At 48.8% G+C, this 24,435-nt stretch carries 23 protein-coding genes and 1 tRNA gene; 10 read left to right on the top strand and 14 right to left on the bottom strand.

Features of this window, described 5'->3' with window-relative positions:
• Window positions 1–23: 23 nt before the first annotated feature.
• Genes PPG34_RS18175 through PPG34_RS18165 form a run of 3 tightly spaced genes read right to left on the bottom strand, consistent with a single transcriptional unit; the run spans window position 24 to window position 5,909 of the window.
• A complete protein-coding gene (locus PPG34_RS18175; protein WP_313834869.1) occupies window positions 24–1,559 on the bottom strand; it encodes an efflux transporter outer membrane subunit in 1,536 nt (511 codons plus the stop codon).
• The gene (locus PPG34_RS18170; RefSeq protein ID WP_313834868.1) at window positions 1,537–4,722 is read right to left on the bottom strand and encodes an efflux RND transporter permease subunit; all 3,186 of its coding nucleotides are present in this window, start codon (window positions 4,720–4,722) and stop codon (window positions 1,537–1,539) included. The genes PPG34_RS18175 and PPG34_RS18170 overlap by 23 nt, the downstream gene beginning before the upstream one ends.
• Window positions 4,719–5,909: an efflux RND transporter periplasmic adaptor subunit gene (locus PPG34_RS18165; RefSeq protein ID WP_313834867.1), complete on the bottom strand. Its 1,191-nt coding sequence runs from the start codon at window positions 5,907–5,909 to the stop codon at window positions 4,719–4,721. The genes PPG34_RS18170 and PPG34_RS18165 overlap by 4 nt, the downstream gene beginning before the upstream one ends.
• A gap of 276 nt (window positions 5,910–6,185) precedes the next feature.
• Between PPG34_RS18165 and PPG34_RS18160 the strand changes: the two genes are divergently transcribed.
• Entirely contained in the window at window positions 6,186–6,674 is a 489-nt protein-coding gene (locus PPG34_RS18160) for a YchJ family protein (protein WP_313834866.1), read from the top strand.
• Window positions 6,675–6,759: 85 nt separating this feature from the next.
• Entirely contained in the window at window positions 6,760–7,224 is a 465-nt protein-coding gene (trmL, locus tag PPG34_RS18155; RefSeq protein ID WP_313834865.1) for a tRNA (uridine(34)/cytosine(34)/5-carboxymethylaminomethyluridine(34)-2'-O)-methyltransferase TrmL, read from the top strand.
• A gap of 10 nt (window positions 7,225–7,234) precedes the next feature.
• On the opposite strand, the gene PPG34_RS18150 is transcribed toward trmL, so the two are convergent.
• The 4 genes from PPG34_RS18150 to PPG34_RS18135 all read right to left on the bottom strand — a co-directional run bounded on the left by PPG34_RS18150 (window position 7,235) and on the right by PPG34_RS18135 (window position 10,946).
• Window positions 7,235–7,969 carry an ABC transporter permease gene (locus PPG34_RS18150; RefSeq protein ID WP_313834864.1) on the bottom strand — a complete coding sequence of 245 codons (735 nt, stop codon included), beginning with the start codon at window positions 7,967–7,969 and terminating at the stop codon, window positions 7,235–7,237.
• A complete protein-coding gene (locus PPG34_RS18145) occupies window positions 7,966–8,178 on the bottom strand; it encodes a hypothetical protein (RefSeq protein ID WP_313834863.1) in 213 nt (70 codons plus the stop codon). The genes PPG34_RS18150 and PPG34_RS18145 overlap by 4 nt, the downstream gene beginning before the upstream one ends.
• A gap of 200 nt (window positions 8,179–8,378) precedes the next feature.
• The gene (locus tag PPG34_RS18140; protein WP_313834862.1) at window positions 8,379–9,179 is read right to left on the bottom strand and encodes a response regulator; all 801 of its coding nucleotides are present in this window, start codon (window positions 9,177–9,179) and stop codon (window positions 8,379–8,381) included.
• Between the two features lie 507 nt (window positions 9,180–9,686).
• Window positions 9,687–10,946, bottom strand: coding sequence for a hypothetical protein (locus PPG34_RS18135; protein WP_313834861.1), 1,260 nt, complete (start codon window positions 10,944–10,946; stop codon window positions 9,687–9,689).
• Window positions 10,947–11,292: 346 nt separating this feature from the next.
• Between PPG34_RS18135 and PPG34_RS18130 the strand changes: the two genes are divergently transcribed.
• Entirely contained in the window at window positions 11,293–11,886 is a 594-nt protein-coding gene (locus PPG34_RS18130; RefSeq protein WP_313834860.1) for a bactofilin family protein, read from the top strand.
• Here PPG34_RS18130 and PPG34_RS18125 read toward each other — a convergent pair.
• The 5 genes from PPG34_RS18125 to PPG34_RS18105 all read right to left on the bottom strand — a co-directional run bounded on the left by PPG34_RS18125 (window position 11,881) and on the right by PPG34_RS18105 (window position 16,595).
• The gene (locus PPG34_RS18125; RefSeq protein ID WP_313834859.1) at window positions 11,881–12,723 is read right to left on the bottom strand and encodes an aldo/keto reductase family protein; all 843 of its coding nucleotides are present in this window, start codon (window positions 12,721–12,723) and stop codon (window positions 11,881–11,883) included. The genes PPG34_RS18130 and PPG34_RS18125 overlap by 6 nt on opposite strands.
• Window positions 12,724–12,828: 105 nt before the next feature.
• Entirely contained in the window at window positions 12,829–13,953 is a 1,125-nt protein-coding gene (aepY, locus tag PPG34_RS18120; RefSeq protein WP_313834858.1) for a phosphonopyruvate decarboxylase, read from the bottom strand.
• 48 nt (window positions 13,954–14,001) lie between these two features.
• Window positions 14,002–15,627, bottom strand: coding sequence for a phosphoenolpyruvate mutase (gene aepX / locus PPG34_RS18115; RefSeq protein WP_313834857.1), 1,626 nt, complete (start codon window positions 15,625–15,627; stop codon window positions 14,002–14,004).
• Between the two features lie 293 nt (window positions 15,628–15,920).
• Window positions 15,921–16,088, bottom strand: a complete 168-nt coding sequence (locus PPG34_RS18110; RefSeq protein ID WP_313834856.1) for a hypothetical protein — start codon at window positions 16,086–16,088, stop codon at window positions 15,921–15,923.
• A gap of 273 nt (window positions 16,089–16,361) precedes the next feature.
• Window positions 16,362–16,595 carry a hypothetical protein gene (locus PPG34_RS18105; protein WP_313834855.1) on the bottom strand — a complete coding sequence of 78 codons (234 nt, stop codon included), beginning with the start codon at window positions 16,593–16,595 and terminating at the stop codon, window positions 16,362–16,364.
• A 257-nt stretch (window positions 16,596–16,852) separates the two neighbouring features.
• On the opposite strand from PPG34_RS18105, the gene PPG34_RS18100 reads away from it, so the two are divergent.
• The 6 genes from PPG34_RS18100 (at window position 16,853) to uvrA (ending at window position 23,090) form a co-directional block, all read left to right on the top strand.
• Window positions 16,853–17,092 (top strand): YtxH domain-containing protein, encoded by a 240-nt coding sequence (locus PPG34_RS18100; RefSeq protein WP_313834854.1) that lies wholly within the window; start codon window positions 16,853–16,855, stop codon window positions 17,090–17,092.
• A 92-nt stretch (window positions 17,093–17,184) separates the two neighbouring features.
• Window positions 17,185–17,517, top strand: a complete 333-nt coding sequence (locus PPG34_RS18095) for a hypothetical protein (RefSeq protein WP_313834853.1) — start codon at window positions 17,185–17,187, stop codon at window positions 17,515–17,517.
• Window positions 17,518–18,031: 514 nt separating this feature from the next.
• Entirely contained in the window at window positions 18,032–18,829 is a 798-nt protein-coding gene (locus PPG34_RS18090) for a sulfite exporter TauE/SafE family protein (protein ID WP_313834852.1), read from the top strand.
• 101 nt (window positions 18,830–18,930) lie between these two features.
• Window positions 18,931–19,710 (top strand): ROK family protein, encoded by a 780-nt coding sequence (locus PPG34_RS18085; protein WP_313834851.1) that lies wholly within the window; start codon window positions 18,931–18,933, stop codon window positions 19,708–19,710.
• Between the two features lie 25 nt (window positions 19,711–19,735).
• Window positions 19,736–20,116 (top strand): fluoride efflux transporter CrcB, encoded by a 381-nt coding sequence (gene crcB, locus PPG34_RS18080; RefSeq protein WP_313834850.1) that lies wholly within the window; start codon window positions 19,736–19,738, stop codon window positions 20,114–20,116.
• A gap of 157 nt (window positions 20,117–20,273) precedes the next feature.
• Window positions 20,274–23,090 (top strand): excinuclease ABC subunit UvrA, encoded by a 2,817-nt coding sequence (gene uvrA / locus PPG34_RS18075; protein WP_313834849.1) that lies wholly within the window; start codon window positions 20,274–20,276, stop codon window positions 23,088–23,090.
• Between the two features lie 76 nt (window positions 23,091–23,166).
• Here uvrA and PPG34_RS18070 read toward each other — a convergent pair whose 3' ends face one another.
• Window positions 23,167–23,727, bottom strand: coding sequence for a YqgE/AlgH family protein (locus PPG34_RS18070; RefSeq protein WP_313834848.1), 561 nt, complete (start codon window positions 23,725–23,727; stop codon window positions 23,167–23,169).
• Between the two features lie 139 nt (window positions 23,728–23,866).
• Complete coding sequence (locus PPG34_RS18065) at window positions 23,867–24,139, bottom strand: Fe(2+)-trafficking protein (RefSeq protein ID WP_313834847.1); 273 nt, start codon at window positions 24,137–24,139, stop codon at window positions 23,867–23,869.
• A 162-nt stretch (window positions 24,140–24,301) separates the two neighbouring features.
• Here PPG34_RS18065 and PPG34_RS18060 point away from each other — a divergent pair.
• Window positions 24,302–24,388 (top strand) — tRNA-Leu (locus PPG34_RS18060).
• Window positions 24,389–24,435: the final 47 nt, after the last annotated feature.

The raw sequence follows: 24,435 nt of genomic DNA, 5'->3' as shown, positions 1-24,435 counted from the left end.
CAGAAATCATAGCTGGCAGTTTATTACTGGCCTTTTGATGTAGGCACCTTCTGCATAAACGAATCAACAATGTCTTGTCGCGTAGCGGTGGGGACGACAGCTACATCGGTCGATAGGTTGGTCGAGGGAGTTTTTACCTGCCATCCGCCACCGAGGGCTTTATAAATTGCCACCAAATTCAACGCAACATTAATCTCGCTGTTAGCCAAACGATCTTGCGCTTCCAGCATCGTCGCCTGAGCGACGAGTACATCCAGAAAATTATCAATTCCAGCGTCGAATCGTTCCTCTGCAAACTTTGCGGCCTTCGCGCTTGAGACCGCGGCGTCTTGGAGGCGTGCGCGGCTTTGTTCCTGCCGGGAAAAATTAACCATCGCGGATTCAGTTTCTTCCAGAGCTCGCAATACGGTTTTTTCAAAGGACGCCAAGCGGGCCTTGGCCCGCGCATCTGCGGCATCTATCCTAGCGAAGACACGGCCAAGGTTGAATGCGGCCCAGTTGATTTGTGGGCCGATGAGATATGTTCCTGCTGATCCTGTGACGAGATCGGAAATCGACGTCGAGGAAAACCCAAGACTTCCTTTAACCGTGACATTAGGATAGAGATCCGTCACGTTCACATTATATTCCGCAACTGCGCTTGCAAGGTCTCGCTCGGCTGCCCGGATATCCGGCCGGCGTTGAAGCAGGGCCATTGGGTCTCCAACGTCGACGGTGGTGGGAATGGACGGAAGCGGCTCTACGGACTGTAACATTACATGAAACGTCGTTGGGGGTTGTCCGGTCAGCACTGCAAGGCGGTTCATGGCCGAGTTCACTTCGGCTTCGAGTGGTGGAATTGTGGACTTGGTCAATTCTAATTGCGTTCGTGCGCGTTCCATGTCCAGCCCGTCACTGGCGCCGGCTTCAAACAAGTCCTTTGTCAGGTTGTAGGTCTGTTGTTGATTGTCCGCGTTTCGCCTCGCGACCTCGAGACGGTATTGCCCACCACGGAGTTCTACATAGGTTCGAGCGACTTCCGCAGCGATCGTGACATAGGTGGCATCAAGATCTGCCTCCCGTGCCTCTAAATTGGCTTCGGATGCGGCGATTCGCTGGCTGACACGGCCAAACAAATTGAGTTCCCAGAATGCATCAAACCCGGCGTTATAGGTGGTCTGCGTCCGGTTGCCAAATGGCGGAAATATCGCTTCTTTACTTTGTAATTGGCGTGTCACTTTTCCTTGAGTTTCCACTGTGGGAAAACGATCGAAAGTGGTCTCACTCAACAAGAAGCGAGCTTCTTGCAGATTTGCGAGGGCAATTTGAATATCCAGGTTATGCTCAAGCCCCTGTTCCACCAACAAGGTAAGTTGGTCATCCCCCAATTGTCGCCACCATGCGGCAACTGGTTCCGTTGCGCGAAAACGTCCCTGGTCTTGTTCCAAGAATTTGTCTTGAGCCAAGGTCTCGGTTTTCGGTGTGTGGTATTCCCTCCCAACGGAGCAGGCCGACAATGCCAGCAGACTTCCGATCAGGAATATGAGCCTGGGATTATTAATTATTCGGAACCACATCATGACTCAGCTCATCTTTGGTAATTTCCGTTTTAGTCGTGCGGGTTTCCAGCTTGCGTAAGACGACATAAAACACAGGCGTGAGAAAAAGTCCGAAAAAGGTCACACCCAGCATGCCTGAAAACACGGCAATACCCATGGCATTTCGCATTTCCGCTCCCGCGCCAGAAGAGATGGCCATCGGCAGGACACCCATAATGAACGAAAATGAGGTCATGAGAATTGGGCGTAATCGCAAACGACAGGCTTCCAAGGCAGCTTGGACAATGCTTTGGCCTTGATGCTCCAGCTCGCGTGCAAATTCCACAATGAGGATCGCGTTTTTCGTCGCGAGTCCCATGAGTACAAACAAACTGATCTGGGTGAAGATATTATTGTCGCCTCCTGACAGCCACACACCGATTAAAGCCGACAGCATACTCATCGGAACGATGAGTATGATCGCGAGCGGAAGAGTCAAACTTTCATATTGTGCAGCCAACACCAAGAACACAAGGAACAGCACCAAAGGTATCACATACATTGTAGTATCCCCGGCCAGTATTTGCTGATAGGTGAGGTCCGTCCACTCAAATTGCATGCCCTGTGGAAGCGTTTCTTCTAAGATTCGCGTGATTGTTTCCTGTGCCTGGCCTGAAGAATATCCAGGCGCGGCATTCCCATTCAGATCCGCGGCGCGGAAGGCATTATATCGTTGAGCCGATTCCGGTCCGAAGGTTTCGCTGATGTGCACGATTGATCCTAGAGGCACCATTTCCCCACGTTGATTTCGAACCTTGAGATTCAGAATATCGTTCGGTGCATCGCGAAACTGTTTTTCGGCTTGGGCAATGACCTGATAAGTGCGTCCAAAGGCATTGAAGTCATTGATATAGAGCGAGCCGAGATAGACCTGCATGGCTTCAAACACTTCATTGATATTGAGCCCAAGTTGCTTGGCTTTGGTACGATCCAATTCCGCATACAATTGCGGCACATTGATTTTGTAGCTGGAGAATACTCCGGTCAGTTCTGGAGAGGCATAGGCTTTGGCCAGGACGTTCCCCACGGCCTCCTGCAAGGCTTGATAGCCTTGGTCGGTTCGGTCTTCGATCTGCAGTTTAAACCCTCCAATGGTGCCGAGACCTTGGACTGGTGGTGGTGGAAAAATCGCCACAAAGGCTTCTTCAATGCCGTTATATTGTTGTTGAAGGGTCTGGGTGATTGCGAAGGCTGACCTCGACGGATCGGTGCGCTGATCAAAATCATCAAGTGGGAGAAACACGATCCCGGCGCTTGAACTATTGGTAAAGTCATTGATCGAGAGTCCTGGAAAGCCGACGGCCCCGGCCACGCCAGGGATGCGTAGTGCCATGTCCGACATTTCGCGAAGGACGGCTTCCGTACGGTCCAACGTTGCGCCATCAGGCAATTGCGCAAAACTGACGAGATATTGTTTGTCTTGCACTGGCACAAAACCGTTGGGCACCGTTTTGAACATGCCGTAGGCCATGACGAGTAAAACTACATAGAGGGCAAGCCCTGCACCTCGACGGGCCAGAGTTTTCCCCACGCCACTTGAATATTTTTCTGAGCTAAAGCGAAAAAAACGATTGAAACCCTGAAAAAACGGGCCAAAGGCTTTGTTCATGCTCCGTGTCAGCCAATCATTGGCTTGGCCTTGAGGTTTGAGCAGCAAGCTTGCTATGGCGGGGCTTAAGGTCAGCGAGTTGAACGCAGAGATGACCGTGGAAATGGCAATGGTCAAGGCAAATTGTTTGTAGAACTGTCCAGTGAGCCCGCTGGTAAACGCAATTGGCACGAACACGGCAACGAGGGTCAACGTAATGGCGATGATCGGGCCGCTGACTTCACGCATGGCTTTGTACGTGGCCTCTTTGGGTGAAAGGCCATTTTCAATATTGCGTTCCACATTTTCCACGACCACGATGGCATCATCCACCACGATGCCAATGGCGAGAATCAGTCCGAACAGCGTGAGGACGTTTATGGAAAATCCGAACAGGTACATGAGCCCAAAGGTGCCAATAATGGAGACAGGCACGGCGAGCAACGGAATGATCGAGGCCCGCCATGTTTGAAGAAACAAAATCACCACCAATACCACTAAGGCGACGGCTTCGAGTAAGGTTTTAATGACGGCTTTAATCGAACCCCTGACAAAAACGGTCGGATCGTAAACCACGCTATAATCCAGGCCTTCAGGAAAGTTTTTTTTCAACTCTTCCATTTTGTGGCGGACATTATTCGAAATATCCAACGCATTGGCGCCTGGTGAAGCAAAGATGGGGATGGCGGCGGCATTTTTGTTATTCAGGAGCGAGCGCAGAGCATATTCCGAAGCGCCCATTTCTACCTTTGCCACATCTTTGAGCCTGGTGATTTGTCCATTGAGACCTGTCCGAATAATGATCTCTTCAAATTCTTCTGGAGTTTCCAGTCGACCTTTGGCATTGACGGGCAACTGAAGTTCAACGACATCCGCATATGGCGCACCACCGATGATGCCAGCCGCGATCTGCACGTTTTGCTCTCGGACTGCATTCACCACATCTCCCGCAGTGAGATTGCGTTCGGCAATTTTTTCGGGGTTCAGCCAAAGGCGCATGGCATAGTCGCCAGCGCCAAAGAGCAGGACCTGCCCGACGCCGGGAATTTTGGCTAATTCATCTTTGACATTGAGGACCGCATAGTTACGGAGGTAGAGCATGTCATATCGGTCGTTGGGTGATTTCAGATGGACGACCATGGTCAGGTCGGCAGAGCTTTTGATTGTGGTGACCCCTAACTGGCGGGTAACGGCAGGGAGGCGCGGCAGAGCCTGGGATACGCGGTTTTGCACGAGCTGTTGAGCAAGATCTGGATCTGTCCCCAATTCAAAGGTGACCGTCAACGTCATCTTTCCGTCAGAGGTTGATTGCGAGTACATATACAGCATGTTGTCCACGCCATTAATTTGTTCTTCCAGAGGCGTGGCGACGGTTTCGGCAATAACCTTGGGATTGGCGCCAGGAAATTGCGCGTTCACCAACACGGAGGGGGGGACGACATCCGGATATTCCGAAATCGGAAGTTGAAACATGGCAATGAGGCCGCCCAAAAAAATAAGGGTGGAGAGCACTCCCGCAAAAATTGGGCGATCGATAAAGAATTTTGCGATGTTCATGATTCAAATTTCGGCGTGATGGAGTTCGAGAGTTCGATTGGCTGGACTTCCATATCTGGGCGCACACGTTGCAAACTGTTTACCAGGACTTGATCTCCCGCTTCGAGACCCGAATGGACCATACGCTTTCCTTCAATGGCTCGACCGAGTTTGACCTCGCGGTAGGCGACAGTATTTTCAGGTGTCACCACATACACGTATTTCTTATCTTGATCCGTTCGCACTGCTCGATCATTAATGAGCAACATTGATTGTTCTGTCGGAGACCCCATTTGAACTGTGGCAAACATTCCTGGAACCAGGACGCCATCAGTGTTGGAAAATATAGCCCGAGCCCGAATCGTGCCAGACGTGGTATCGAGTTGATTGTCGAATGAGTGAATGATCCCTTCATAGATCACACTTTGATCACTCGTCAGTGTTAACTGAACAGGCATTGTGTCTCCAGTTGCCTGGCGTCTGGTGCTGACATAGGTCTGTTCATCCACATCAAACTCTGCGTAGAGTCGATCCACGGAAACAATTGTGGCCAGTACTGGGGCGTTAGGACCGGCTTCAATGACATTGCCTTCGGTAATTTCGGCGCGACTGATTCGTCCGGTGACTGGTGCCTTAATATGCGCATATTCGAGATCAAGTGTGGCGCGTGTGATTCGTGCCTTGGCTGCGTTGATTGAGGCTATCGCAACTTTATAGTCATTGGTGGCCGCATCAAAACGGCTTTGAGAGATAGCGTTCTTTTTTACCAACCCTTGCGCACGGCTCAGTTCCTGTTTGGCCATAGTGGCGCGCGAGCGGGCCGATTCTAACTCCGCTCGCGCACTTGCAAATTCAGCTTCAAAAGGTCTTGGATCAATCACAAAAAGAGGATCCCCTTTATGAACGATGGCCCCCTCTTCAAAAAGTACCTGAGTAATGGTGCCTCCTACCTGCGGACGGACTTCGACATAATCCACTGCTCGTAAACGGCTTGAAAATTCCCTCCACGTGCGCACAGACTGTGGTTGTAGCGTGACGACATCAACAGTTGGTGTAGGCATGTGTTCCGGAGCCTGGTCCGTTTTTGAAGCATAGGCTTGAGTCAGGTAATGGAAAACCGCACCTCCCATCCCGAGAGCAAGGGCAATAGTCAGGAGGGTGAGGGTCGTATAGGTTTTCCAATAATACTTCATAGCGTACATGGGCATTCTTGTACTCCGATTAATTCCTAGTTTATCTTGCCTTTTTGCCTGGATTCATACTAGCACAGGGCATGCCAATACAAACTCAATGTAACGCATTGATTCTATTGGTGACTAGGCACAATAAAAAAAAGAGGAACCGTGATATTTCAAGAAGTACACGACATTTCGTTGTGGCGGATTAAGAAATTTCTTGAAATGCCTGGAATGGAGACTTTTGACTTCTCTTTCTTAGGGAAGTACAAGAAGACCATTTTGGTCTAACCTTCATTGGAGTGTCGAATGGAATGTCCATGTCAAAGTGGGGCGAAGTACAGTCAGTGTTGTGAGCCGCTCATTAAAGGGAAAAAACAAGCTGCGACGGCCGAGCAACTCATGAGGGCGAGGTATACCGCCTATACGCAGATTGAAATGGATTTTATCGAGCGTACCCATGATCCGAAAAGCCGTGCCGATATTGATATGCAGGGGAGCCGGCAATGGGCGGAGTCAACGAATTGGCAAGGATTAGAAATTGTTGAGACCAAGCAGGGAGGTCCGGATGATGAAAGTGGTACGGTTGAATTTAAAGCCACCTTTCTCACAGATGAAGGCCCACAAATTCATCATGAACTCAGCCTATTTCGAAAACAGGATGGGACGTGGTATTACCATGACAGTGTGCAACCCAAAGGACAGACGGTAGTTCGTGCCCAACCCAAAGTCGGACGGAATGATCCCTGCACCTGCGGAAGCGGAAAAAAATATAAAAAATGTTGTGGATCCAATTAATAGCGTCACCCGTCCCTCTCTAAACCTGTCCCTGTGAGTTTAAATCGCAGCCGTTCTTTTTTCATTTCCAACCACTACCGCTTCCATGCTCGATATTGTTCTCTATCAACCGGAAATTCCTCAAAACGCGGGGAATATTATCCGGCTCTGTGCGAACACAGGCTTCCCCTTACATTTGATCCGGCCCTTGGGTTTTAAAATCGATGACAAAAAGGCCAGACGAGCGGGGCTTGATTACCGTGAATTAGCCAACATGGCGGTTCATGAAAGTTTGGATGCCTATCTGGAAAAAAGAAAGCCTGGCAGAATATTTGGAATCACCACGAAGGGCCGGCAGCCCTATCAGGAAGTTTCCTTTCAGATTGGCGATGCTTTGATCTTTGGACCAGAAACCCGAGGCCTTCCTGTCGATTTTTTGGATACCTTGCCACTTTCACATCGTCTTCGTATTCCCATGAGACCCGAGAGCCGGAGTCTCAATTTGAGTAATGCCGTGGCGGTGGTCGTCTATGAAGCCTGGCGGCAGTTGGGGTTTTCTGGCTCTCGGTAGTGCCGGGAAATCAATGAATCGGGGCATCTATTTGTTTTAGGGATGAATGCTTCTTTGCGAATGTCAAATAGAGAGCTGCGGAAATTCCAGAACTGCCAAAGACGGTGCACATAATGACTATTTGATACTTGGCCGCGATGAGGGGGGAAATGCCGGAAAGAATTTGACCAGTCATCATGCCGGGCAAGGAAACTAGCCCGACGGCAAACAATGAATTGGTTACAGGGATAAGGGCTGCACGTAGTGCCGTATTTCTGGCTTCGGCATAGGAACGGTCTCTTCCGCATTCTGCCTCGAAACGTTCAGCAGCTAAGCTGACGGCGTTCATGGCACTGGCAAAGAGCATTCCCGCCAAAGGGACTACATACCGTGGCAAGAACCAGGGTTGGACTTCGAGGATGACTTGAGTGACTAGCCCCAGAGTGAGTCCTCCGCCAATCACAATGGCGAGGAGTGCATCTTGGTAGAGCCGAGGGTGTTTATTTTTGACTGGTCGTAATGCAATCCAGCTTGCCGCAACTAGCATCACCCCTAACACTGAAAGAATTACGCCGGCATGTTCGGTCTCAAAGATAAACACGAGGACATATCCGATGAGCAGTAATTGAACAAACATGCGTGTGATGGCATGCAGTGTAGCGTTTAAATTGAGCTTCCATCCATACAGAATGGCCAAAACAATGAGCGTTGGCGCAAAGGCCCACAAAATTCCTGATAATGAGATGGCCTGAAGAGAGTTATTCATCGTATGGTTTTGAGTTGCTGCGCCTGTTGGGAAATGATCAACCCCAACTCTTTGCCATGATGGAATTGATTCGAATCCTTTTGTCTGGAAAGGAATCCTAAGGCCTTTCGTATGGCTTCGCAACACGAACGACCATGGTGGTTGGAGGTGGAATCTCGAGAAATTGGATAACGCGATCGGATATCTGGCCGAGCAATTTTTAGCGACAAGTTTGACGGCCTTTAGGATGAAGTTGCGAACTCTCTGCCATTCAAAAAGACGGATTTGGGGGAGGGTAAATGTCTGGGAAGGCACCACAGCAGAGGTGTATTTCTTCTCTCCTATGGTGCGTATGTTTTTTCCCTGTAACGGTGTTCTTTTGTGGACCTGCTATGTATGGTTTACATCCTCATGGCCAGGGTCAGTGTGTTTAGAGCTTGGCGATTTCCCGGTGATCCATGGCTTGGATAATCACGGAGTTAATTTTATCTTCTTTTACAGGCTTGATGAGGTAATCAAAGATCATTCCAGCCTTCATGAGATTAGACATCTTTTCCGTTTGGAGGACATGGCTTTGCATCTGTGATTCGTATCGGACCACATCCCAGAGAAGTTTTGAGGCAGTCCCACTAAGAATTTCGGCTGTATCGCTTTTATGTTTTTCAATAATCTGAGCCATTTCAGGGTTCCCGGTGACATCCACAATCAGATTCACGTCCTCCTGGGCGATAAGTTCTATGATATTATCCCAAACAGGGACCCCAAGTTGACGGGCGCTAATTAATCCAGGAGCTGAGGCGACTTTATCCGCGATGCCTACAATTTCGACTTCGGGAAGGTGATTCAATAGGTCAAGAAACGCAGAGCCACCTTTTCCTGCCCCGAGAATGACCACTTTGGTTTCTACTTGAGTGGTCTTTAACTTCTCTTCCAATCCCGTTAATGCGATCACTGACACACGGGGATACTCTTTTTTAAGGAAGTTAATGGCTTCCATGCCCTTGGGTTTGTCGATATCAGCAATGACCACATCGACTACCAAGGGGTTCTCTCCAGATCCAATAGTTTCAATGGCCTTTGTGCCGTTTTCTACCTCGATGACGTCATACCCTTTTTTCTCCAGAAGTTTGGACACGTGGTTTCTGATATTTGGATCGTCCTCCACCACCATGACGCAACCGTTGGTGGTTTGGGTTGATCCAAAAAATGATGAGGATTTGGGAGTTGACATGATACACCTCCTTTGAAGAATACAGATGGTTATTGATGGCAGGGGGTTCTTCCCCCACTCACAACCTTCCCATCATTCTCAATGGGTGCTGTGCCGACTTGCGAGTCTTTGGCCGCGTCTCTCCTTCCCTTTCTATAGGCAAAATTTACGCGGTTTTGAGGGTGACATAATATTGTGGATGACATGGGGGAATTAAAAAAGCCTTTTCGGTTGTCATCACCGAAAAGGCTTAGTTTTGTTTCTTCAGACGTAGTGCTAGGCAGAAGCCCGAGGATTATCCCATTAGCGACCCCCCAAGCCATGTTATATAAAAATCATAAGCCTCCGGGGAAGTGGAGTCAAGGTGAATTCTAGAGAGGATGATGCAGAACGATTAGAAGTAAAGAGCGTAGTATGCTGAGGAGCACAGGAATTCCATGATCTTTTTGGAGTGCTGCCTTTCTGTTTCGCAGGGAAAGTTGTTTCTCAGAAATGGGCGGACAACATTTGGATTGTTAAGAGAAAGGTCTAATTTCGATAGAGAGGAAGATCGGCGACCCGTTGGTCAATTTTGGCGACCACCTTGTTATACCGTGGGCTATCCACTCCACCAAAACGTTGGAGAAATTCTGATTCGGATAAACCTTCAGGAAGGTCTTTAGTTTCCGGCATGAAATCTTGTTCGCGAATGGCGCGGGCGAGTTTTTGCTGGAGCTGTGGACCTGACTTAGATGTGGTTATCAGTTGGCCGAAACGTGTGCCGGCTTTGTCAGCGCCCAAATCGGTGAAACTAAACCCGCTGCCGCCACGGGAATCATCCACTTCTTTCATGAGGCCGATGGCATTGGAGATCATATCGCCACCTTCCATGGCCAAGGCCGCGGAAATGATAAAATGCTGGGAAAAATCTTTTCGTCCGGACAAGGTGACTTTATGCTGAATGGGTTGCGCCCAATGCTCGGAATCGGGAGCCAGCCGCCGCAACCCTCGGCCATTAATATAATCCGCAAGTACCAGAATGACGGCCCGGTTTTCTTGAATGACGTTGCCGTCTTTGGAACGTTCTTGTGCCAACGCAAACAAGGGCTGCATGAGGGTGACGAGAGACACGGTGGATTGTGATCCAATGGTGGTGCTGACCTGGGTGAGCCGTTGATGATAGGCCTTGAGTCGCTCCTGGTCTTCCGGACTCACCAAGGTACTTCGTACAATTTCCGTTATGGAAGAATTCCATTGATAGGTAATTTGAATGTGGTCAGGGTGAATGGCGACCTGGTGAATGATCTCACTAGCTGCTGGTGACCCTGTGTCATGATACGCTCGGCTAAGAGCGAGCTGAAGGCTCTTTTCGGCCAGCCATTGGGGAATTGTGAGTTGTCCGATTCGTAAATGGGCTAACTGTGGCCGGTCTTTTGTTTGGGCAATTCCCAGATCAACATTAATGAATTCTCCCACGGGATTCTTGGGGAGTTTGACCGTGGTTTTGCTCATGAGATATCCATCCGTGACGGTCACGATGGAACCGCCGTTCCCAACCAAATGCACCAGGTAATTGAGTGCCAAGTCTAAATCCTGCCTGCTCACCGTGATAGTTTTCACTTCGCCATGTTGTAATGATCGAGGATCATGTTCCTTAAACAGCTTTTTCGCTTGTTGCACTTCTTTCGGCGTGAGTCGAACGTCGCGTTGGATTAAGGGTTGGTCTTCGATTGCCAAATAGGCTGCCCCAACTACGGAAACCGGGATGAGAATCAGAATGAGGAACACCGCTCGAAATATCCACCGCATATCATTGGCCTCGCAATATCAGAGTGACACGGATGAAGGGAACCAGGGAGAATCCTGTCTTCATGTTCGGCATTTCGAGTGGTTCGCTTAATATCTTAATTGAGAGGTGGTAATGGAGCGAATGCTACGTAGGCAAAATGGCATGGCGATGTGCCATCACTGGGTGGAGTTAAGATTTAGGTGATTGTTTTCTTCGGTGATTTGGTATTTTCTCCTCTAGGTGGTTCGGTCTGGCGGTAATGAGAAAGGAAAAATAGGTTTCTGCATTGAAGCAAACGCGTTTTTCTTGTAGGGTGTCTCCGAATTGGGGATTTTGAGGGTATCTTTCAGGATGAAAGGGAATTCCATGGATAATGAAAAAAATGAAGACTCCAAACGTACGGCGGGTAGAACTTTGTCGGAACTCGGAGATATCGTGGCGTTTGTGGGTCACGAGGTGCAGTTTTCTGGAGTTCTTACGTATAAAGGCAATGTTCGAATCGATGGAACCTTCGATGGGGAAATTGAAACAACCGACATTCTGTTTATCGGTGAACAAGCCAACGTGAAAGCCCAAATTCGAGCTGGGTCGGTTATTGCCAGCGGGCGAATTAAAGGGGAAATTACCGCCAGCCAGCGAGTCGAACTTAAATCGCCCGCGGTTATCGATGCCTCTATTTCCACCCCGAAACTTTCCATGGACAACGGGGTGACCTTTAATGGAAAGATTAGTATGGGTTCCTCAGCCGGTCAGAATAAGGTATCCCAGGGATGGGCAGAGTCGAATAAGGGAAATCAGAATAAGGGTGATCAGAATAAAAATGTGAAGGCGGTGGACACGGAAAAGAAAACTGAAGATTCCTCTCAGAAGACGAATGATGGAGTATCTGATGCCGGGGGGAAAGAATCTAGTGATTCAGAGAAATCAGAAACCCAGGCAACGGAGGTCAAGAAATCATAACCCCATTTTTTCAATTTGCGTGAGCTCTTGAGAGGTAAGGTCGAAGTGTTCGCTATGTAAATCGTCTTTCATATGCTGCTCGTTGGTGGTACCGGTTAAGGGGAGCATTCCGATTTGTTGTGAGAACCGGAAAATGACTTGTATCGGTCCCGCCCCGACTCGTTGAGCAATCTTTCCTATCTCCGCAGTTCTTAATACATTCTGATTGGCTGTCAATAGGGAAAAGCCCTGATAAATGATATCCTGTATCTTGCAAATTTCTCGAACCTCATTATCCCATCCCAAGGCCGCATAGCACCGATTCTGAACGACCATCGGTTTCACCGTGGCTTTCTCGCAGAGCAGATTGAGCTGGCTAGCTGTCATATTGCTGACGCCGATCATTTTTGCTCGACCTGATTGGTAAATTCCTTCAATAGCCTTCCACACCTCCCAGTCTTCTTTTCCTAACCCGTATCGCGAATAGGGCCCATGTAACATGTAAGAATCGAGGTAATCCGTATGCAGATGTTGAAGAGAGCTCTCGAACGATTGCTCAACTTGGTCTGTAAGAGAGGCCATCGGGTCATATGGGGTGCGATGGTCCTGGCCTGAAACTGGGGTGAACTTAGTTTGAAGAAATAAGGAGTCTCGTGAGATGCCTTGATTGGCCAAGGCAAGTAGGGCCTCGCCAACTAGGGCTTCATTATAGTGGACCAGTTGGTTGGCGGTGTCGATGGCTTTAAAGCCCGCACGGACCGCCAATTGGACGAGATTGGCTGTGGCCTCTTTTTTCCAGGCTGTTCCATACATGAAAGCAGGTATGGAAATGCCATTGTAGGTTGTGATTGTTTTCATGATTAATGGTTGAGGAAAATTTTTATCGTTATTGTGCCGCGGAATTAAATTCGTTGGCAAATTCTCGTTTCATATATTACGCCTTGCGCATAACGTCTTCCTAGCCTAGGAAAGAAACCTCATGAATCCCTGTTTGTTTTCAATGGGAGTTAAGGTTGGTCTTCCCAAATCTTTTCTTGCGCCTTTTTTGACACGGATTTCCAGTAAATGCGGACCTGGGGATTTTCGAAGTGTGGTGAGTTCGTGTTTGATTCCTTCAGCCGATTGTACCTGAGCTGTTGTTTGATAACCTGCGGCTTTGGCCATTTGGAGAAAGTCTACCTGGAATCCCACAGTAGGTTGCCCCCCCACGGAATCGTGGGCCCCATTATTCAGCACGATATGGTGGAAATTTTGTGGCTGGAGGGATCCATTAATGGCCAGGGCTCCCAGATGCATGAGTGTCGCACCATCGCCATCCAAGCAAAAGACTTGTCTGTGGGGTTTTTGAAGCGCAATACCCAAAGCGATTTGTGACGCATGCCCCATCCCTCCGACGGTTAAGAAATCGCGTTGGTGCCCTTGATTTTTGTGGGCTCGGGTTTCAAAGACTTCTCGAGAGGGCATGCCGGTGGTGGAGACGACAATATCCTGACCTCCAAGTTCCTCAAGTATTTCGCGAATCGCATCTTCCCGGGTCAATTCCATGGCCGGGGTTTGTGGTTGCTGAAGTTGAAATGAGCTAAACGTGCCTTTTCGCACGATAAGGGCATAGGGGCCCTGGTTGGAATGGGCTTCGTGAAGGGCTTGTTTGATAGCTACTTCGGCCTCGGCCATTTCCAGGCTGACAATGGCATAGGGAATCTCCATTGAATCCAGCATCGGGAGCATCACGCGCCCCTGTTTTTTATGTTGCGGCTCATCATGCACGCCTGGTTCTCCTCGCCATCCAATGACGAATAACATAGGAATGGCATAGACTTCAGGGTCGCCCAACGACAACAGCGGATTAATAATGTTTCCTACCCCGGAATTTTGAAGGTACACCAACGGAATTTTTCCGGTGGCGAGATGATAACCGACCGCGAGGCCTACGGCTCCCCCTTCATTGGCGCTAATAATATGTTGGTGGGCGGCAGCCTTCTCCGTGACGCAGGCACAAAAGTCTTTGAGAAGCGAGTCGGGGACGCCCGTAAAAAATGACACCCCATGGTGTTGAAGACATTCAAAAAATTGTTCGGGGTTCAGCATGGGGGATTTCTATTTGAGACGATGGTCTCGTGTCAATGAAAATTGAGGTTAAAACTCTCCAGCCTGTACGACATCTTCAAGGCTGTTAATATCAAGCCAATGCCCGACCGTATACAGTACGCGGATGGAATGATTCCGCCGGAGTAATTCTTGAAACAATTCAGACATGCCGGCTTTCCGGTTGGCCGGATCGGCTAGTAGATGCTCTAAAATTTCTTGGAGTTGTTCGCATGCTTTGGAAGATACTTTGAGGAACCCCATCCAGACGCCATGGATCGAGCCTTCCGTGACATCGTGCCCTAATTTCGTGAGATAGACTTTGGAATGAAAGGCCTTCCGGGAATTTGGAGTAGTACATTCGGCGAACCCTCCAAGGCGGCTATAGCTGGTTCTCCCTTCCCATTGGCTATCCACGGAGATGACAAAGTCTTCCGGTGCATGGAAGAGTGTTTGGGGAATGTATTGATTGAACAAGACATCACCGTAGGAAATAATCGTGTCTTGGAAGGTGCCTTTTTTTGTGCGAAGCGCCTTGAGTAGGGAATCTAATTCTCCAGTGCTGGCAAAATCATCGTTGTCCGCATAGGTGAGGTTTGGGAGCGTAACCGCTTCTTTTTTATACCCGCGAACGACGGTAATATTTTTGACGCCTACGGCGTTATAAGCATCCACAATATGCGAAAGAATTGGCATGCCTTGAATCGGCACCATCGTTTTCGGCTTGTCTTCTGTGAGCTCGCCTAGTTCATCACCACGAGAGGCGGCAAGAACAATGGCGGCCATGTTCTCGGCGTTCTGTGGAAGATAGCGTTTCTCTGCTTCTTGGAGTTCGGCCGCGCCTTGTAGACGAAATACCTCAGATACTGGGGCGATACGATCTTCGATGGCTAGCAGGTGCTGGTTTTCCATTAACGTTTGAGCAGTTTTTTGCATAGTAGTCACTGCGGACCGAAGGAGATGATTGGCCCAAATGACCATGGAAAATCCCGATTGTCTGAAAATTTCTGTTGGCGTGGAATAATACTTGGTGGGGACAATGACCACCGGGCTACGATTTCCCCATTCGCGTTTGAATGCTAAGATCTCGTCGGGAATAGCCAGGGCACTATGAATCAAAATGCCATCGGCCCCAGCCTGATGATAGGCTTCGGCGCGTCGTAACGCCTCGGCTAATCCCCAACCGCAAATAAACGCTTCGACTCGTGCAATGATACAAAAATCATCGTCGGTTTGCGCATCTTTTCCGGCTTTAATCTTCCCGCAAAATTCATCCATGTCCGCCATGGGTTGGGCATCGCCCTTCAAAAAACTATTGGTCTTTGGAAATAGTTTGTCTTCGATGCACACGGCGGCAATGTGGCGTTGTTCCAGCTTCCGAATGAGCCGTTGCATGTTGTTGAAGTTGCCATAGCCGGTATCACCATCGAGTAAAATGGGAATCTGTGTCGCGTCGGACATGAATTCCAAGTTATCCAACACTTGGGTCCAGCTCGCCTCATTATTGTCCCGCACTCCAAACTGAGCGGAAATCGTCAGCCCACTTCCCCAGATACCTTTGAATCCCGCCTCTTCTACGATCTTGGCACTCAGCCCATTATGCGCTTCGCAAATAAACTCCAACTGATCTGAAAGAAGTAGATTTTTAAATTGTTGTGTTTTGGTTTGATTAGTCACTGATATCTCATGTGCCCTGTTGGGTCTACTTCAGAAGATATAGACTTTCTATAGGATGTCCGTCCGGATGTCTAGGTGTCAATTCCGAAATATTAATCTATCTGTTGTCAGGAATCTATGGATTAAAACCCTTTGGTTTTTTCTGGTGACAGGGTTTGTCTTGGAGGGTGTCGGGAAATAGTAGAATCCAGAATGGGTTGCCATTCGCTTAGGCAAATGCAGGAGAAAACCAAAAAACTGTGATGGGTAAGAGGTACGTCCCTCCCTTGACGTACCACTTCTAGGGAGACGTGTTATTCGTCTAACACGGATTTAGACGCCAAGGTTTTGGCATCATCGGAAATTTCCACTGAATCACCTTGAGCAGGAGGTGGCGGTGGTGGGGATTGTTTTTCTGAGGCAGAGGCTTTGGTATGAACCTCGTGCCCGGCGCTCGCTGCACTTACAGCTGAAACATCCATGAAATGCCTCCTTTTATGGATGGGTAAATAATGGTTATTTCAGTGACTTCGGCCTTTGTTGGTGAAACTTAACCGCGTCTATTTCTTCTTCGATGGAGTTTAGTCAAATCTTTCCTGGGTGATGTGCGCAGATAAAGTGACTTTCCTATTTTTTCTCTTATGTTTCTGTATTGAGCTCTGCACAAAATTTCTTACGTGAGAGGAAAGTACTACTGGCTGGGTTTGAAAAGGGGGAGATATACACCGCTGATCTGATGTGAATTTCCAAATTATTTATTCAGAAATCGGAGAATCGGACACTTCAATGTCAAAAGGAAGTTCGAGTTGGTCGTCTTTGGCGTGAATGGTTTGGTAACTACAATAGTCTGAGAGGTGGGAGTGGAATCCAGGGCCAAAAAGTTGAATTTGCCAACTTCGTTGTTGGTCACGTGAAATGCCCCAGGCATCCCAGGCCTCTAACAGGCGAAGCTGGTCATGGGGGGTAAAATCAGGTTTAACCGTAAACATCGACACGCTCATGCCCCACTTATCGGTAGGGGGGCACAAAAACTCCAATGTGGGAAGGCTTCGGTCTAGGCAGGTGCTTTCCTAGGTAGAATTTTGCTTTTCCCCTAGTTTGAGATTGGTAGGTCTTCACCAATTTCTACTTCAAACCGCGTATTTACCGAATTCCTGGAGGGGGGCACACTTGCTTAGAGAAACTCTCTCCCCTCGGATTACGAGCGGTGGGAAACCCTACTCTATTTCTAGCAAGGAGGTGTTGGATGTCTATGCTTCGACAAGTGTTGATAAGGACAGGAATGGTTGCCGGTGGCATGGCCGTAGGAGCTGGCTTGGGAATGTTATTTGCGCCTCATTCTGGCCGTGTGACGCGTGGGCAGATTCGGGTGCAACTCAACAAAGCTCAAGACGAAATGACCCACATGGGTGGTCAAGTCATGCAACATGTGGATTCCGTACTTGAGAAGGGAAAGCAAGTCCTGACCAATACTCACGCCTATTAGCTTCACGGATTGAACACCTAAAGATCTCATGCTGGATTCAAAAGGTTTCCGTGAATGGATGAAAGATGAGCGATAAGGAAACGAGTTAAAGTATGATTAGCCCACTTAAGCGGTTTGTTGGTGGACTCCTGATTGGGTTCTTTCTCTCGACCCCAATTATCTTGAGCCGTGGTGAATTGTTTGGTTCACGGTTATCTGAAAAAGTGATCGTGTTGCCGTTGTTGTCTTTTGATGCTTTTGCGGCGGCATGCCTGGTCTTATTAGGATTTACTTGTGCATGGGTGGGTATCATAGGGACTCGTCAATCTCAGCCTTCTTTTTCCTCACTCTCTACGATTGAAACCCTTCGGCGACGGAGGCAACATCGTCGAAAGCAGTGCAGTTCCCCGCGACCCAGGCTTGATTTGTTTGGTCAAAGTCATTGACATCATTCTTGATTCGGCGTAGCCTTTTTCTTGCCTCATATTGGAGGTATTTCCCGAGGGGAAATCTCACTCCTCGATTCGACACACAAAGGAGGGTCTGGCAATGCAAGACGATACTCCACCTGACCAGTTGGTCCCGCCTATGATGAAGAGTGCCTTCCTCTCACAGCGGGTTTTTTGCTTTTAGCTGGCGTTCGTGCTGTCTGTTTGGTGGTCATGCCCGTTGGCATGTGCTTAAGATGAGCAGAAAAAATACAGACGACTCCACTAAGAATAAATGATATTTCCTCGGTGGCGGGAAGCAAACCCCAGGGCAACTTTCGGCAAAAAGGCTCGACTGTCCATGATAGGCGGGTCGAGGTAAGCGAAGGCAAGTCTGTTTGTGGCGTGTATGCGCCGACGAAGAGCCGCCTTTCCATTTGGGAAGGCGGCTCTTTTTATGTTCCGTGTTGTTGCGGTTGCTGAATGAATCTCAATGAACGCTTTTGCGTTTAATTTGAAAGAATAAGAACTCATGGAACTTGCCCTATCAGCTGACTGGTTCTTGGCCGGCGACCCAGCTTCATCACTAATTGCCAATAGCCTCTTATTTTTGTTGGGAGTATTTGTGGGAATATTAAATGTGGTCGCGGGTGGTGGTTCTTTTCTCACCTTGCCATTGTTGATTTTTCTTGGTCTGCCGCCCTCTGTGGCCAATGGCACCAATCGTGTTGGAATTTTTTTTCAGAACCTAGTTGCAGTGTGGAGCTTTCACCGGCATAAGGTGCTTGATTGGCAAGCCTTACGATGGGCCGTGATGCCGGCGGTGGCCGGTGCCCCATTAGGAACGTGGCTTGCTCTTTCCCTTCAAGAAGCGACTTTCCAAAAGTTGTTGGCTTTTTTTATGGTTGGGATTACGCTGTGGACTTTGTGGGGTCCCCAAGGAGGCAGGCCTATGGCTGGGACTCATTCTTCTCCGGTGCGAGGAGTTATCACGGCATCCGGGTTTTTTTTGATTGGAGTGTATGGCGGTTTTGTCCAGGCAGGAGTGGGGTTTTTAATTTTGGCGATGACATCGGTGTTGGGTTTGAATCTGGTCCAGGGCAATGGGGTGAAGGTTTTAACGGTACTGGGGTTTACAAGTCTGTCTCTCCTGTTGTTTGTGTGGCAGGGAAAGGTGCATTGGCCGTTGGGGCTGGCTTTGGCGGGAGGCACGGTATTGGGTGGGTTGATTGGAGTGAGATTGACGATTCTCAAAGGGCATGAGTGGGTACGTCATGTTGTGACCGTTATGGTAATAGTGTTTGCTCTTAGACTTTGGTTTACGGCGTAATTCGCCGATCGAACATTAGGAATATTTTGAAGTTCTCTTAAGACTAAAATTCCAATTCGCTTGAAAACACATTGAGAAGCCATCGACGTGCAGGAGGTTGCATGAAGAAAAAAACCAAGGCAAGCAAACACCGAAACCCCAACCCCAAAAAGTCCGTGCGGACCTTGGCCATTGATATTGGGGGGACCGGAGTGAAGGCCATCGTGTTGGATGATAAAGGCCACCCTGTGACGGAGCGTGGGCGTATTGTTACGCCTCGGCCTGCGACGCCTCAGGCCATTTTGGATACCATTGCGGAATTAGCCAAAGGCCAAGGCGTGTTTGATCGTGTGTCGATCGGATTCCCTGGTGTCGTTCGCAAGGGTGTGACTATCACAGCGCCGAATCTGGATCCTTCCTGGAAAGGGTTTGATCTGGTTCATCATGTTGAGCAATGGCTCGGAAAGCCGGTTCGAGCTGCCAACGATGCTGACGTGCAGGGGTTTGGCGCGATTCAGGGCGAAGGAGTGGAATTAGTCGTGACCTTGGGGACGGGCTTTGGCTCGGCGTTATTTGTGGATGGAAGGCTCGTGCCGAATTTGGAAATTGCTCATCATCCCTTTCGAAGCAAAAAAACCTATGAAGAGGAATTGGGAGATAAGGTGCTTAAAGAGATAGGCAAAAAGAAATGGAATCATCGTTTGAAGTTGGCCATCGAGTCTCTTGAAGCGTTGTTTAATTATGACCGGTTGTATATGGGTGGGGGCAATGCCAAAAAGGTGACCTTGGAGTTGCCTGAAAATGTGACGCTGATTTCTAATGTGGCGGGGTTGTTGGGGGGCATTGCTTTTTGGCAAATGGATGAGAGCCCTTTGGTGAAAATGAAGGTCGCACGTTCTTGATGATTCTCTGTCTCAGAATTGATTGATGGCATTTCAAATATTTTTAGTGGGCATTGGCGGATTCATGGGGTCGGTGTTCCGATTCCTCTTGTCAGGATTCGTTCACCGGATGGTACCGCTCGCAGAGTTCCCTTTGGGAACCTTGGCGGTTAATGTTCTGGGATGCTTGCTCATTGGCGTATTAAACGGCCTATCTGAGACTAGACAGATAATTGGACCGGATCTTCGAATTTTTTTAATGATCGGTATGCTTGGCGGGTTTACGACTTTCTCGACCTTTGGCTCTGAGACCCTTGCACTGATTCGAGATGCAGCCCTTGTGCAAGCCATGGCCAATGTGACAGTACAAGTCTTCTTTGGCCTCATCGCAGTATGGCTCGGGGATATGCTGGGTCGGGTAGTTTGATGATTTCTCATTGACCAACGCTGTTCTAATCCCCATCCCTTTCTCTTATTTTTCTCCCCTTTGCTATTCTTAACTCTGAACCGGTAAGAAAATTATGATTCTCTCGAAAGAGGGGTGTAGGAAACGTCTGCCAATTTGATTTGAGAAACTAGGACTTATGAAAAACGGACAAGATAAAGACGCGATCATAATTCAGGGAGCGCGACAGAACAATCTTCGCAATGTATCCGTGAGTATCCCTCACAATGCGGTCACGGTGGTGACGGGAGTGTCGGGATCCGGAAAGTCGTCGCTAGCGTTTGATACGTTGTTTGCTGAGGGGCAATGGCGGTTTGTCGAATCGCTTTCTACTTACACGCGAATGTTTATTGAGCGACTGGATCGGCCTGAGGTTGATCACATCGAGAACATTCGTCCAGCGATTGCCATTGAACAGAAGAATTCGGTTCGAACGGCGCGTTCGACTGTCGGGACCGCCACTGAAATATCTGATCATCTACGCCTTTTGTTTTCCAAAATCGGTCGTCCCATTTGTCCAAAGTGTCAGGTCGAAGTTCGTGCTGATCTGCCGGATGCCATTGTTGATGAGTTACTTGAGCGATATCCGCAGGGCCGGGTAATGGTGTTGTTTCCTTTTTCAGAATGTAAGGCCCTGCCCAAATCTTCAATTGCTGAGGTGTTACTTCAACGGGGATTTGTCCGTGTTCTAGTAAAGGACAAAGTGCTCTCCCTCGATGGCTCGGATTCCCTACCCCATCGTTGGCCAAAACAATTTTTTGTGATCTTGGATCGATTGGTGTTACGCCAGGATAATCGCACTCGATTGATGGAAGCGGTAGAGGCCGCCTATCGAGAAGGCGACGGCCAATGCCGCGTGGCTGTAATTGACGGTGGCTCATTTCAATACAACGCAGAAGCGCAATGTCGATCTTGTGGATACAAGGCGGTGCCGCCACGGCCGGTTTCGTTTTCATACAATCATCCTTTGGGTGCCTGTCTGGAATGCAAAGGGTTTGGCAATGTGCTGCAGTATGACGAAGCCTTGGTCGTGCCAGATCAAACACGATCATTGATGGCAGGGGCGATCGAGCCCTGGACCAAGCCATCTGCTGCATTGTGGCAACATCAATTGCTTCGTGGAGCCAAAAGGTACGGGATCGATATCACGATGCCATACCAAAAACTCAGTGAAGAACATCGGGCGCTGATATGGAAAGGGGCGAAGGGCCTGAAAGGAGTCGACCAGTTTTTCGAAGCCTTGGAGAGGAAACGATACAAGATGCACGTGCGGGTATTCCTGAGCCGGTATCGAAGTCCCGTGCAATGTCTGGTTTGTCACGGAAGTCGGCTCAAGCCTGAGGCGCTTCATGTCACCATCCATGGCATGAATATTCATGAGGTTTCGCAGCTTTCGATCGGGCAAGTCAGCCAATGGCTGAATGATCTTCCTATCTCGGACTTCGAGTCTTCCCTCACGAAGGATCTGATTCCCCGCTTGCAACTTAAGTTCGATTTTCTCGTGAGGGTCGGGTTGGAGTATCTCACGCTGTTGCGTGAAACCCGTTCGCTCTCCGGCGGAGAAGCACAGCGGATTGCTCTGGCGAATCAATTGGGGGCACACCTTGTTGGCTCATTGTACGTATTGGATGAGCCAACAATCGGCCTGCATGCCCGAGATACGGCCATGTTGGCCACAATTTTGCGAGAACTGGCGCACCGTGGGAATACTATTGTGGTCGTGGAGCACGATCGTCAGGTGATCGAGCAGGCCGATCATGTAATAGAGCTTGGCCCATTGGCTGGTGAACAAGGCGGCACAATCGTGTGCTCAGCCCCTCGCAATGAATTTCTTAGACATCCTGATGCGTTGACAGCTCGGTTTCTTCGAGGTGACGAGCAAATCCTTATTCCGCAGATGCGTAGGCCAGATAGCGGACAATTTATCATTCTGCACGGGGCTCAGGAGAATAATCTTCAACACCTGACCGTTCGATTTCCATTGGGGATGCTCGTCTGTGTAACCGGAGTCTCTGGTTCTGGAAAAAGCACGTTAGTGGCGCAGACATTATATCGGGCGATGGCGAGGGCGTTTGGGCTTGAGTTTTTGCCGATGGGTCGTTTTGACAAAATCGAAGGGCTCAGTCAGGTGTCGACAGTTCGGATGATCAATCAAGACCCCATTGGACGAACCCCGAGATCAAATCCCATCACTTATATGAAAGGGTTCCAACACATTCGGCAACTCTTTGCCTCGACGTTTGATGCCAAGCAACGTGGGCTAACGGCATCGCATTTTTCGTTTAATTCAGGGTTAGGTCGGTGCCAACGGTGCCAGGGGAATGGGTTGGAAAAACTCGAAATGTATTTTTTTGAAGATTTATATGTGACGTGTGAGGCCTGTGAAGGCCGACGGTTTAATTCCGACGTGCTGCACGTTCGCTGGCGTGGTTATTCCATTCACGACATCCTCGACCTGACAGTTCGAGAAGCTCAACAGGTGTTTCGCGGGTCCTCTGGTGCATTATCACGTGTGTTGGATCTTTTGATTGACCTGGGTTTGGGGTACCTTCGCCTCGGTCAATCGGCGCCCAGTCTTTCGGGAGGTGAAGCGCAGAGGCTCAAAATGGCGGCAGAGCTGGCTACGGTGAATGGAACAAAGAAATCTGGGAAGGTGCAGAGTTTTTCTTCCCAGGCCAAGGGAGTATTGTATATTTTGGATGAACCAACCACTGGGCTTCATCTGGCCGATGTGCGAAATTTATTGCAGGTGTTGGAAAAATTGGTCGATGCCGGGAATTCAGTGATCGTGGTCGAACACCAGCTCGATGTTATCAAGTCAGCCGACTGGGTTATTGATCTTGGTCCTGGAGGTGGCCATCAGGGTGGAAGAATTGTGGCGGAGGGGCGGCCTGAGGATGTGATGGAAAATGAGTTCTCTTTCACTGGGAAGTTTTTACGGAAGGCTGTGGCCTAAGAAGAATTTGTCTCGGTAGTGGTAGAGGGGGGCTTCTAAATTGAACCATTGAAAAGGCCAATTTGCCAGAACTGTTTTAGTTCATATTAGGATCGACAGGCATGTCCCCATACATTTCATATTGGTTCCCCAACGATCGGAGGATATCCCCCCAAAGCCGGGTATGTTCTCGGTCAAACATAAAAGAAGAGTCAGCCGGCAAGGTGAGCCATGAGCCGGTTTCCATTTCAGCTTCTAGTTGCCCAGGTGCCCATCCGGAGTACCCCATGAACGCGCGAAAATTATCTGGGCTAAATGGGTTTTTCACAATTTCTTCTAGTATTTCCATGTTGCCCCCAAGATACACACCATCAAACACGTGATGTGTATTTTCAGGTCCTTCGGGGGTTTTGTACAACACCAAAAGATGATTTTGCTGAACGGGGCCGCCTGAAAACACCATGTGGCTCTGGCCTTCTAAAATCGGGACCTGAGGCAAGACTTCTGTGATGTTCATTTCCGTTGGACGGTTGACCACCACCCCCAATGCGCCTTCGGTTCCATATTCACAAAGTAACACGACCGTCTGTCGAAAATTGGGATCCCGGAGGCTTGGGGTGGCGACCAAAAAAATGCCTTTTCCAAGTGGCGTATTCATAACACTAACGGTAAAAGTAAACTCTTATCTGTGGTAGTTATGAGTGAACCCTCTTTCCATCTTCGGAGTTGAGCCAAATCCTCATAATGAGTTTCTCTTTAGCTAATGAAGTGAAACTTGTTAGGTAGTTTAACGGTTTTTACGTTCGATAGTCCTTAAATTCAACACCTGCATCGGGAAGTTTAAAAAAGGCTCGCATTTGTTTTTTGAGTGCAGCGCGACCGTTTTCATCCCCTAGATTAAGTTGGTATTCATTGATGACCATGGTCTTTACGCCACCGGGTTTATTCCATTCCGTCCAACAGGCCTCGCAGACGCTATTTTTTATCTCTTGTTCTAATTTTCCCATAAATAAGGGTTCAGTCATCATTTCTGAAGTCTTTTCGCATTTTAAACATTGAATTTCGGCCATGAACCTTCTCCTTTTTTCTCTTTGAATGAAGGCAAATAATGGTAGAGGCTGTGTTGGAAAAACAGTAAATCATATCACGGGAAAAGAATTTCTGAAAAGCTACCCCGGCGTTCATTGACGGGGTTTGGGGATCATGCTAGAAATTGACCCTTGTCAACCCATGCCCGGATGGCGGAACTGGCAGACGCGCCGGACTCAAAATCCGGTTCTCGCAAGAGAGTCCGAGTTCGACCCTCGGTCCGGGCACCATTTTTTCGGAAATTTCATAGGGTTAGATTGTTTTGAAAGATTACGTG

Origin of the sequence: Candidatus Nitronereus thalassa (assembly GCF_032191465.1) — a bacterium.
In the GTDB taxonomy this organism is placed as follows: domain Bacteria; phylum Nitrospirota; class Nitrospiria; order Nitrospirales; family UBA8639; genus Nitronereus; species Nitronereus thalassa.
This window is presented reverse-complemented; position numbering and strand designations above follow the sequence as displayed.